Raw genomic sequence first — 10,694 nt, forward strand, 5'->3', positions numbered from 1 at the left:
GGGCAGATTGAGCGCCTCGGCGACACGGGTAACGGTCATGACTTCCCAGTTGTGTCCCCCTTTTTCAAGGAGTTGCAATCCGCGAAACGACACCGCCGCGCGCTTTGCCAATGCGCGCTGCGAGATATCCCTTCGCTTTCTGACCTCTGACAAGGCGTTCATGGGAAATAGCATATATGACATACTATAATATGTCAACGGTTTTTAGAATCCATGTCAGGAGGCGGAAGACGCCACCCAGGCCGTGTTCCTCGTACTGCTCAACAAAGCCAGCAGGCTGACCCGCAAGGGTGAACTCACCGGATGGCTCTACGGGGTGGCGCGGAATGTTTGCCTGGAGGCGCTGCGAACACGGGCCCGGCGTCAGGAGGAAGCCATGCTGGACGAAAGCGAGGTGCCTGCCGTTGAGGAATGCCGCCCCGATTATGAGGAGGTCATGCCTTTGCTGGACGAGGAACTGGCAGGACTCTCCGGCGTGCTGCGTCAGGCCGTGGTTTTGCGCTATCTGCAAGGCAATAGCCAGGCGGAAGCCGCCCGGCAGGCCGACTGCTCCGAGGTGACGCTCTCTGTCAGGTCAGCCGTGAGTTAAAGCAAGACACGGGAAGCGCCTGGCGCGTGGCGACGGAAACAGGAGGTGGAACGTGAACTCACCCTCCAAGCTTAAGACCGACTGGACCTGGGAGGAATGGCAGGCGAGCCGTTCCAAACGGCGCACCGTGGCCCTGCGGATCGGCCCGGCGGTCGTGAGGCGGCGTGAGAGCTCGGCCGACTCCACGTTGCGCCCGTCCTTCAACAACGAACGCGGGCCTGCATTCGACAAGACAACGTGAACTCCGCCCCCGGGTTTACGCTTCCCATTCGACCGTCTTGCGGGAGGCTTTGCGTGCGGCATGTTCCCGCTTGTCGTCGAGTATCCGCGCCCGTTGCCGCCGTGAGCGCCGGCGCTTCTGCCGGCGGATCTTTTCGGCGGCCTGCCGGCGGGCGGAGCGTTCGCCGGCGGTCCGCTCCAGAATGCGCTCGGCGAGCAGGCGGCGGGCGAGCCAGCGGTTGACCTCGCGCGAGCGGGTGGCCTGGCATTTGACGACCGTCTGCGTCGGCGGGTGGCGCAGCACCACCGCCGACGACGTCTTATTCATTTTCTGCCCGCCCGCGCCCGATCCCAGCACAAAACGCTCATCGAGATCGGCCTCGTCCACGCCCGCCCGCGCGAGCGCCTCCCTGATGCGCGCGAGCGACTCCGTTTTCAGATACGGCGAGTCCATGATCGCCTCACGCCAGTGGCGGCGGCTTGGGCAGTCCGCGCGTGCAGGCGAGGGACTTCGCCAGATCGGCGGCGCCGAACTCGTAATCCTCCAGCTTGCCTTCGAGGTAGGCCTGGTAGCCCGAGAGGTCGAGGATGCCGTGTCCCGAGAGGTTGAAGAGGATCGTCCGTTCGACCCCCTCCTCCCTGGCGCGGATCGCCTCGCGCACCGCGGTGGCGATGGCGTGCGAACTCTCCGGCGCGGGGATCAACCCCTCGCTGCTGGCGAACTGGATGGCGGCGCGGAAGCATTCATTCTGCGGCAGCGCCACCGCCTCGATCATGCCGAGGCGGCGCATGTGCGAGACCATCGGCGCCATGCCGTGGTAGCGCAGGCCGCCAGCGTGGATCGCGGCGGGCTGGTACTCGTGACCCAGCGAATACATCGGCAGCAGGGGGGTCATCATCGCCACATCGCCCGAGTCGTACATGAACTCGCCCTTGGTCAGTTTGGGACAGGCCGTGGGCTCGGCGGCGATCACCCGCAGATTGGGCCGCGAGCCGTCAATCTTGTCGGCGAGGAACGGGAAGGCGATGCCGGCCAGATTCGACCCGCCGCCCGCGCAGCCGATGATGATGTCGGGGTACAGGCCGATCTTGCGGAACTGCGCGCGCGCCTCGAGCCCGATGACCGTCTGATGCAGCAACACATGGTTGAGGACCGAACCGAGGGTGTACTTGGTATCCTTCGACGTGACGGCGTCTTCGATCGCCTCGGAGATGGCGATGCCGAGGGATCCCGGCGTGTCGGGCCACTTCGCCAGCACGTCGCGGCCGGCCTGGGTGAGCGTGGACGGCGACGAGACGCACTCGCCCCCCCACGTCTGCATCATGAGCTTGCGGAACGGTTTTTGATCGAAGCTCACCCGCACCATGTAGACCCGCAACGGAAGCCCCATCACCTGACAGGCCTGGGAGAGGGCTGAACCCCACTGCCCGGCGCCGGTCTCGGTGGTGAGCCGTTTCGTGCCGAACACCTTGTTGTAGTAGGCCTGCGCCACGGCGGTGTTGGACTTGTGCGAACCGGCCGGCGAGCCCGACTCGTCTTTGAAGTAGATCTTCGCCGGCGTCTGCAGCAGCCGCTCCAAGTTCCGGGCGCGGCGCAGGACGGTCGGACGCCAGAGGTAGAGCTGCTCGCGCACCGGCTCGGGGATCGGAATCCACCGTTCGGTCGAGACCTCCTGCTCCACCAGGTTCTCGGGGAAGATGGCGGTCAACGCCTCGGGCCTGACCACATGGCCGTCTTTGTCGATCGGCGGCAGCATCGGCTTGGGAAAATCGGCCGCCAGATTATACCACGCCTTCGGCATCTCGTCCTGCGAAAGCCCAATCCGAATCACATCGCTCATGGTGCTCCTCCTCTGTCCCGCACGGAATCATCCGTACACGCCCGCCAGTGTATCGCAATGGGTGACGATTCTTCAAGTAGAAACACGACCTTCCAGATGCATCGTCTGCGCGCTGGAACCCACCAGAATCCGGAACGATCCGGATTTAACCACCCAGTCCTGCTTGGCGACGTCGAAGAACGCGAACGCGCGCCGGTCGAGCGTAACGGTGGTCTCCTGCTCCTGTCCGGGCTCCAGCACCAGCCGCGCGTCCTGCACAATGCCGTCATTCATGAGTAAACGCCTCGCCCACGACCAATCCTTCATCGCGTTCGATGACTTCGACCCACATCGGACGTTCGTTGGGGGTGTTGTTGGGCCGGTGCAGGGTCATCCACAATCGGCCATTGAAATCCCGGAACAGCATGCCATGGCCGCCGTCCTTCACAAAAATCGCCTTCTCAGACTGCCTCCATGGCCCCAGAATACTGCCGTCACTGACCGCATACCCCATGGTATAGACACCCTTCGCCCCCATCGTAGACCAGAGCATCAGCAGCTTGCCACCCGCCAGCCGGTGGAGGAATGGACCGTCGGTGACCTGGTTCGTCTTCCGCCCTCTTGACTCGAACGGGCTCGACCAGGCTGCCTCGGCCGCACGGAACAGCAACACCGGCTTGCTGATCGCGCATCGCAGATCGGCGCTCAGCGGTATCGCGCACATCTCGCCATTCCCAACTTGCACCCATTCGTGGCAGAAGATCATCCAGGGCTTGCCGTCGGCATCCACGTGGAAGGTTCCGTCCAAGCATTCCCAGTCGCGCGGCGTGACCGGGCCGTCGCTGTGCGGCTGGTAGGGCCCTTCCGGCTGATCAGCGACGAGGATTTGCGTGCCACGCTGGCGTTCGTCACGGGCGAAGGAGGCGAACACGTAGTAGCGCCCCTGCCACGCATGGCATTCGGGCGCCCAGAACTGCGTGTTCGCCCAGAAATCTGCTGGCGGCCGGAACGCGGGAATCGGGCCGCTCCAGTTGTGGAGATCACGACTCTCGTAACAATCGAACCCCGTGCCCGGCCCCGACCAGAGGTTTTTGTCCGTGGTGCCGAACAACAGATACCGCCCCTCCTTGGGCACGGGTAACACAAACGGATCGCGCATCTGGATGTCAGTGAGTTTCATGGTTTACACCTTCTTTCAGTGGAGGGTCAACAGATTCTCCTGTTTTCGCTCAGACTCGGCAACCGCCAGCCGGAGCGTTTTCGTGGTTCGCGGGTATCCGCCTTCAAACGTCAGAGTCCAGCGGCCGGTTTCGTCATTGCCGCCGAGCGGGAGCATAAAATCGTCGGACGCCTGGAAGCCGACCGGCCGGCTGTAACGACTCGCGCGCCCCGAGGGCGTGGTTACGACGACCGTGACGACAAACGGGGCCTCCAATCGCTCCCCGCCCGCGTCCAGCATCTCCAGATGAAAGCGGGACTCCGAACCGAGTTCGGCGCGTGCGGGACCGGTCACCCGCAATTCTGCGGACGGAGAGGGCAGGGCGCAAATCACCCGGCCCCACGAGGGTTCGAGTACCAGCGACAGCGGCGTATCCGAAGGCCCCAGGAGCGCGCCGGTGGACAGGTCGAACAACCATCGGCCTTTTGTGCTGAACGTGACCGTTACCGCCACGGGATCGTCCCGCACCAGGGCGTCTTGGACGTAGTTGGCCTGCGGCGAGCGGTAGTTAAACGGCAGCCCCCAGTACCGGTCCGCCGCATTGTTGACCAGCACATGGAAGGTCGCCTCCCCGCTGGGAAACTCGCGTAGCGAGACCTGCGGCGACGACACGCGGGTCCGGTCAGGGACCTGGTCCCCGGCCAGAGCGACCATCGTCTCGACCGACATCTTCACGGCGCCCGTGATGGCGATGCGCGAGTCCAGATCCAGATAGACGTGCCCGCCCCCGGCGGCGTAGGCTTCAATAGCCGCATGCACGTTCTCGGGCAGCGTCCGCACGTCGCACAGCGACAGGCTGGTCAGCGCGCGCAGGTTCTCCGGTTGGAGCAGTTCCTCCTCGCACAGCGCCTTCATCGGCACGTGCTGGGCCAGCGCCTCCCGCAGGAACGCCATGATCTTGCGGAGGTGCTCAATGCCGCCCCCTTGGCGCGGAGCGTCATAGCTCTCGGTGCTGAACGAGTACAAGACCGCGCTCGTTGCTTCCGGGCTTTTCCAGAAGGGGATCACCGGCAGGATCCAGTCCTTGTGCCGCCCGCAGGCCGCCAGCGCGTCCAGCGCCGCCTGCACGCGGTTCGTTTCACCCGCGCTCCGCGCCTTGAGCAGATCGTACCAGGAAAAAAATGAAATGAACGTGTACCCGCCGGCAATCTGGTTCCAGTAGTTCTGCCGCACCTGGAGCGGCGAGGCCACGGTATTGGCCATCGCCAGAAGCCCCAGCATCCAGACCTCCTTGTCGCGGTGGCCCATCCGGGCCAGTTCAAAGTGCGCGATCAGGTCTTTGCGCTGCATCCGCAGGTTGGGGTAGCTGTAGCTGGACAGCGCGGTGACGGGCTGAGACAGCGGCGGATAAATGCCGACATCGACGCGGGTGAACGGCTGCTCGGACCATCCGTGGATGAGCCCCATTTTCACGGTGGGGTCCACCGCGTTCTTCGCGTGCTCCATGGCCTCAATGAAGCCGCCGAAGATCTCGCCGCACCGGTAGCGCATCCAGCGCAGCCAGAGATCATCGGTGGGCACAAGTCCCCCCGCCGGGTTGGCGGGAGCAATCGGCGGGTCGCTGCCCGTGAGCGCCTTGAATTGTTCGCAGCAATAGCCGCAATAGCAGGCCATGTGGTTCGTGCCGCCTGTGGAAGCCAGCGGCAGCGTGAAATCGTCGCCATAGTAGAGCCGCCCGCTGAAGGCGAGATGATTCGTGTAGGTGCGGACCCACTCGGAAAGCACGCGGGCCGACTCCCGGCGGACCGTCGGATGGTTGAGACAGGCACCCTTGCGCGTGCCGTCGGAGAGCAGGATCTGTGTCGCGTCGCCGCCCCCTTGAGAAGCGTTCACGGCCGGCATGAACTGCATGCCCAGGCGGGCCGCCCGGTCGAAGATCGGACCCCGCCCTCCCAGCACGCCCATATGATTCAGGCACAACAGATTCAACCCGGTCAACCGGATTTCCCGCAGCAACGACTCCAATTCCCCTGACGTCTTCGGAAAGTCGACGGCATACAGGCCAAACGGGAAATCCGCCGGCTTGCCCTGAGGCATGCGGAAAAAGCCGATGGCCTGTTGCTGACGCCGCTCACCGATCTCCAGCGTCACCTCGCCCGTGTATTCGCCTTCGGCCAAGTCGGCCGCATCAATGCGTATCTCGCATCGCCGCACCAGGCGTGGCGTCTTGTTTTTCGCGGCTGGCACCAGCGTCGGCTCGGGGATCGGTGCCTCACGCGCACACAGGATCGGAACGGCCTCCAGCCCCGCTTCGCGGCGCTCGAGCCGCAACGAGACCTTCATCATCACGTTGCTGACACCCCCGTCGAGTTCCGCAGTCAGCACGTACGGCTTGGACGCGTTCACCAGATCTGATGCGGGCGGGATGAGTCGTGCGGCATCGTATGCAAACGCCGACACCGATAGCAGCAGGCCGACGACGGCCCCTGCGGCAAGCGACTTTCTCGGACCGTCAGAATGAAACGGCGTGTTCTTCATAAGGATTCGATCCTGTCCATCAGCGTGGATGCGCGCCACACTCCATGACGATGCGAAAGCCGACCGTGCTGACGCGCGTGTCGGGGTGGCCGTAAGCACGGCTCGATGAGCGCGCGAATTCCGGGTTCCGGGCCCAGAGGTTGTGGCACGAGCCGCCGCGCATGACGCGGAACAAGCCGCTCTCCGGACCGCTGGGATCGTCGGTCGGCGTCCAGGCATAGGTGTCCGCCGCATAGCGGTCCAGACACCACTCGCTGACGTTGCCGTGCATGTCGTAAAGCCCCCAGGCATTCGGTTGCTTCCCCCCCACGTCATGTGGCGTCGAGGCCTTTGCTTGGGGGGCGTACCAGGCGTAGTCGCCCATGTTCGCAACCTGCTCCAACCCGCCGAACGACCACGGGGTCGTCGTGCCGGCCCGGCAGGCATATTCCCACTCGGCCTCGGTTGGGAGCCTGACGTTCCGGCCGGTTTTTTCGCTGAGCGTGCGGCAGAAGGTCATCGCATCGTTCCAAGACACCTTGCCCACGGGCCGGTTGGTTCCGGCCTGTGACGGATTCGTGCCCGTCACGGCCGCATAGTGCGCTTCGGTCACCTCGTAGATGCCCAGATAGAAGGGCTGGGTGATCCGCACGCGGTGCTGCGGGGCTTCGCTCCGGTGGTGGCCCCAGCTATTCGTTGCGCTGCCCATCAGAAATTCACCCGGCCGGATGAGGGTCAGCTTCAGTTGCACCCCGTCAGCGATGTCCAGCGCCAGATCATCCGCCAACCCGTCGGCCGATAGGAATGGCGATCCGCCCGCGTCCCGGACGAAGTCAGCCGGTTGCTTGCGGTGGACGGCGGCGGCCTCTTCGAGAAAGGCGTCGAACGTCCAGGTCCAATAGAGAAAGGCCCGGCGCGCATCGGTGTCGTCCGCCTGATTGATCGCCGCCAGCGCCTGATCGCGCAGGTCCTTCATCCGGGCCACCACGTCCGGGGGCCAAATCTCGCGGTACAGGTCGTCGGGCAGACGCCACTCTTGTGCGAGGGTCCCGGTTCCGTACGATTGCCCGGGGAGATGTTCCCGATGCCGGTCCTCCGCCGTCAGGGCGCGCGACAGGGGCGTTCGCTCCCAGCGGTCACAGTGGAGGCGCAGCAGCGCGCGCGCGGCTTCGGCACCCGGTCCGAAGAGCCGACGACACAGCTCATCGAGCGTCGCATCCACATCCAGGTCGGGGTTCCACAGGACGCGATGCCAGACGTAGTAGGTGGGCGCGCTGGAGATCCAGATTTTTGGGCAGAAGATCGTCAGGACCGACCCGAGGACGGTGTTGGTATTCCGCTGGTAGAAGTCTTGAACGAGATGCGGATATTCGACGGGGGCGTAGGCCCAGTCGCTGGGGCTCGAGATCGACCCCTCCGTCACGACCGGGACGCCCCACGCGCGGATCCGATCCTCAAACCCGCGACCGACGGAGGGGTGCATTTCCACCCCCAGCGACCATTTGTTATCGGGCCACACCGCGTACACGCGGAAATTGTCGGGGAACGTCACGCCCTCCGGCGGGGGCATCGTTCCGCTCCGGAAGACCACCTTCTTGTCGGGCCAACGCGCCTTGACGGCTTCGCACACGCGCTGCAGAAAAAACCCGAAGACCCGGATGTGGACACGTTCCTCGATCATCTCGAAGGCCCGTTGTTCGCCGTATGTCTCGATGAGCGCTTTCCGCAGGGCCTGGTCGTCACGGAACGTGGCCGCCGTTCGGGCGCAGAGCGGGCAGTGACAAACCATGCCGGGACTTCTGGGGAAGTAGACCGTGCAACTGCCCTCGGTGACGATGTTGTGAGTCGCGGCACGCACGGGTCCGTCGGCGTTCCAGTGTTTCTCCAGTTGGGCGAGATAGGCGTCGAGCGTCTCGGGCGCGCTGAAGCAGACCCATTTTTTGTCTCGTGTTCCGTCTTCGTTCAGGGCACCGAGGCCGCCCCACATCCCCGCGTGCCCTTGGATCAGACCAGGCTGGAAATCGAGGCTGCTGCCGTGGCGGGTCAACGGCAGGTCGGGGGTGTACCCGATGGCAGGGTCCATCGGCCCCGTTTCGTCTGCAAGCAGGCCCGGCACGAGGGGCAGCGGCATCAAATCCCCATTGTTGTGCCCCTCCGTGTGGACCGGATACAGGTACGGCTGATCGACGAAGTGAAACCGCTGGCGGAAAACCGGCTGGTCGCGGTAGTGTGCGGGGGGAATGGCAAGCGAGGCGGCCTTGGGAATTGAGCGGCCGCCATATTCCGGTCGCCAATACCAGCGCACGCCGACAAACCGCTCCAGGAAGTCCGACACGGCCCAACTGGCGCCCGCCTGCGTGCGTGCGGCGAGAAATACGCGGTGCGGGGCAGTCTGGACAATGAAACCCTCGGGAGGCAGCCCCTGGACGGCCACGCCGGCCTGGCGCGACTCCTCGCAATCGCCAATGATAATCGCTGGCTGGTCGGCGGGCGGTGGCTCCGCAACGTGCTCGAGCTGCGCACCGGTCTGGATGCGGATAACAGTGTCCAACTCTTGGATCAGCCGCGCGAGCGCAGGCGGTGTGCCAGCATTCTTCCGGCGGTAGAACTCGGGATCAACCGCTTCTCGCATGCTCGGATCGGCGACATAAACAACCGCCCGCGCCTGTCCGTCGCGCACGATCTCCACCGGCGCGTGCTGCGGCGTCTCCAGATGTGTCACCGGCGTCAGGTCGCGCGGCGGGATACCGGGTGTTACGGACCCCGTGTTCGTCGCCAGGCACCCACCGCCAACCAGCGCGCCAACCGCCGTTACGGCCACCCCAAGCGTTTTGTTCATCCACCATTTCGCGGGTTTCATTAGCGCGGTATCTCCACCAGCTCGATGTCGTCAAACCAGGCGATGCCAGCCCCCTCGACCGTCAGGCCCGGCACGGCAAACGCCTCCCCTTCCGCCGGCTCAAATTCGATTTCCAGCCGCGTCCAATCGGTATCGCCAGTCAGGGCCTTCGACTCCCGCGCATCGGGTGAATCGAGCTTCTTCTGTAGGCGCAGGCGCGCGCCCGGTTCGGTCACGCCGCGCGTGCGCGCCCAGACGCTCAGACGATAGCGCGCGCCGGCCGTCACGTGCAACAACGGGCCGCCATGAACGGGCCGCGCGCTCTCGCCGCCGTGAAGCCGGAGCGAATGCGTCCCCGAGTGACCGATCGTGCTGTCGTGCTTGGCGCTGTGTCCCCAGATGCAGCCGTTATAAAGCGTGCCGGAGGGAACCAGCGTTTCGAAGTCGTTGACGACCCCCTGACGGAAACCCATCGGGCCCTCGCGCTTGGAGTCCGGCGGCATCGTGCGCGCGGCGTCCTCCAGTTCCTTGGCCACCGGGAGCGGGAGACTCAGAAATCGGTAGGCCGCCGTCACGTGGTAGCGGCCATCGTCGCCCGTCTTCGTCGGCGGCAGGGCTTTGACATGCTGGTCGTACCACACGCTGCATGTGACGAACGTCGTGGCCGGGGCGGAGCGAATGATTTCCAGAAAGGGGTTTATGTCGGGCTCGGCCACGAATCCGACGAAACCGCCGTCCTCCGGGATGTCGGTCCATTCGCGTCCGAACGTCTGCATCATCGAACGCGGGTTTTGGTACATGGCACACAGGGCGCCATCCTGTCGCGTCCACAGACACTTCTGATAGCGCTTGCGCGCGTCGCGGGAATCCCCCACGCCGTTGGGCAGCAGGTTTGAATATTCGAAGAGCCGGGGCGTGTCCGTCCGCATGTCGAACGTGCAGTCCCAGATGTAGCCCAGCATCGGGTCGAAACGGAGGGTGAATCGGTGAATCAGGTCGCTGGTGTCGCTCAACGTTTCACGATAGCACAGGCGGAGGGTTTCGCCCCCGGTCTCCATCCCTGTCATCTCGCCCTTGCCCGACCAGGTCCCCTGAGGCACGATCGAGATGCGCGGACCCTGTAGCGTTTCCCACCCGTGGAAGGCTGGCATCGCGTACTCAACGCGCACGCCGCCTGCTGGCGGGAAGAACCGGAACATCTCGATCTCGCCGAAGAACTGGTTGATCAATCCCACCTTCTGCTCACCATCCAGAATCCAGAAGAACGTTTTCCGGTATTTCGGCTCTGTGACGGGGATGATCGAGAAATTCGGCCGGTGCGCGATGCGTGGAAGACTGGCGTAGCATCGGGTGTTTTCGACAAGGGCCTGCAGCCGCCCGCCCGGCAGCGGTTCGGCGGCGGCGGAGTCATCCCAGATCCGTTCGGGCCCCACCGCCCGGCAACCGATTGCGGCCAGCGCCAGAATAACCAGCGCCAGAGAAATGCGAGAGTTTTTCATTTGTTCCTCCTGAACTCCATCCCTTGATCCCGCTCTTCCGTCGCGGGTCTTT

At 64.5% G+C, this 10,694-nt stretch carries 10 protein-coding genes; 2 read left to right on the forward strand and 8 right to left on the reverse strand.

The window, feature by feature from the left end:
- Positions 1-183: helix-turn-helix transcriptional regulator (locus tag FJ222_09955; protein ID MBM4164744.1), on the reverse strand; the 183-nt coding region annotated here is incomplete at its 3' end.
- A gap of 61 nt (positions 184-244) precedes the next feature.
- Between FJ222_09955 and FJ222_09960 the strand changes: the two genes are divergently transcribed.
- The gene (locus FJ222_09960; protein ID MBM4164745.1) at positions 245-589 is read left to right on the forward strand and encodes a hypothetical protein; all 345 of its coding nucleotides are present in this window, start codon (positions 245-247) and stop codon (positions 587-589) included.
- Positions 590-641: 52 nt separating this feature from the next.
- Positions 642-830, forward strand: coding sequence for a hypothetical protein (locus FJ222_09965; GenBank protein ID MBM4164746.1), 189 nt, complete (start codon positions 642-644; stop codon positions 828-830).
- 15 nt (positions 831-845) lie between these two features.
- Here the strand turns inward: FJ222_09965 and FJ222_09970 are convergent, their stop codons facing one another.
- The 7 genes from FJ222_09970 to FJ222_10000 all read right to left on the reverse strand — a co-directional run bounded on the left by FJ222_09970 (position 846) and on the right by FJ222_10000 (position 10,642).
- Positions 846-1,262 (reverse strand): peptide chain release factor-like protein, encoded by a 417-nt coding sequence (locus tag FJ222_09970; protein MBM4164747.1) that lies wholly within the window; start codon positions 1,260-1,262, stop codon positions 846-848.
- Between the two features lie 7 nt (positions 1,263-1,269).
- The gene (locus FJ222_09975) at positions 1,270-2,649 is read right to left on the reverse strand and encodes a TrpB-like pyridoxal phosphate-dependent enzyme (GenBank protein ID MBM4164748.1); all 1,380 of its coding nucleotides are present in this window, start codon (positions 2,647-2,649) and stop codon (positions 1,270-1,272) included.
- 72 nt (positions 2,650-2,721) lie between these two features.
- Entirely contained in the window at positions 2,722-2,955 is a 234-nt protein-coding gene (locus FJ222_09980) for a hypothetical protein (GenBank protein ID MBM4164749.1), read from the reverse strand.
- Positions 2,915-3,808, reverse strand: coding sequence for a glycoside hydrolase (locus FJ222_09985; protein MBM4164750.1), 894 nt, complete (start codon positions 3,806-3,808; stop codon positions 2,915-2,917). Before FJ222_09985 ends, FJ222_09980 begins: the two co-directional genes overlap by 41 nt.
- A 15-nt stretch (positions 3,809-3,823) precedes the next feature.
- Complete coding sequence (locus FJ222_09990; GenBank protein MBM4164751.1) at positions 3,824-6,325, reverse strand: hypothetical protein; 2,502 nt, start codon at positions 6,323-6,325, stop codon at positions 3,824-3,826.
- 19 nt (positions 6,326-6,344) lie between these two features.
- Complete coding sequence (locus FJ222_09995) at positions 6,345-9,164, reverse strand: hypothetical protein (GenBank protein MBM4164752.1); 2,820 nt, start codon at positions 9,162-9,164, stop codon at positions 6,345-6,347.
- Entirely contained in the window at positions 9,164-10,642 is a 1,479-nt protein-coding gene (locus tag FJ222_10000; GenBank protein MBM4164753.1) for a hypothetical protein, read from the reverse strand. Before FJ222_10000 ends, FJ222_09995 begins: the two co-directional genes overlap by 1 nt.
- Between the last annotated feature and the right edge of the window lie 52 nt (positions 10,643-10,694).

It is taken from the genome of Lentisphaerota bacterium (assembly GCA_016873675.1).
Lineage (GTDB): Bacteria > Verrucomicrobiota > Kiritimatiellia > RFP12 > JAAYNR01 > VGWG01.

What these genes read in the sequence shown, in the direction of transcription:
- FJ222_09980 (MBM4164749.1), bottom strand. Translation starts at nt 2,955, where the DNA reads ATGAAGGATTGGTCGTGGGCGAGGCGTTTACTCATGAATGACGGCATT.
- FJ222_10000 (MBM4164753.1), bottom strand. Translation starts at nt 10,642, where the DNA reads ATGAAAAACTCTCGCATTTCTCTGGCGCTGGTTATTCTGGCGCTGGCC.
- FJ222_09990 (MBM4164751.1), bottom strand. Translation starts at nt 6,325, where the DNA reads ATGAAGAACACGCCGTTTCATTCTGACGGTCCGAGAAAGTCGCTTGCC.
- FJ222_09985 (MBM4164750.1), bottom strand. Translation starts at nt 3,808, where the DNA reads ATGAAACTCACTGACATCCAGATGCGCGATCCGTTTGTGTTACCCGTG.
- FJ222_09975 (MBM4164748.1), bottom strand. Translation starts at nt 2,649, where the DNA reads ATGAGCGATGTGATTCGGATTGGGCTTTCGCAGGACGAGATGCCGAAG.
- FJ222_09995 (MBM4164752.1), bottom strand. Translation starts at nt 9,164, where the DNA reads ATGAAACCCGCGAAATGGTGGATGAACAAAACGCTTGGGGTGGCCGTA.
- FJ222_09970 (MBM4164747.1), bottom strand. Translation starts at nt 1,262, where the DNA reads ATGGACTCGCCGTATCTGAAAACGGAGTCGCTCGCGCGCATCAGGGAG.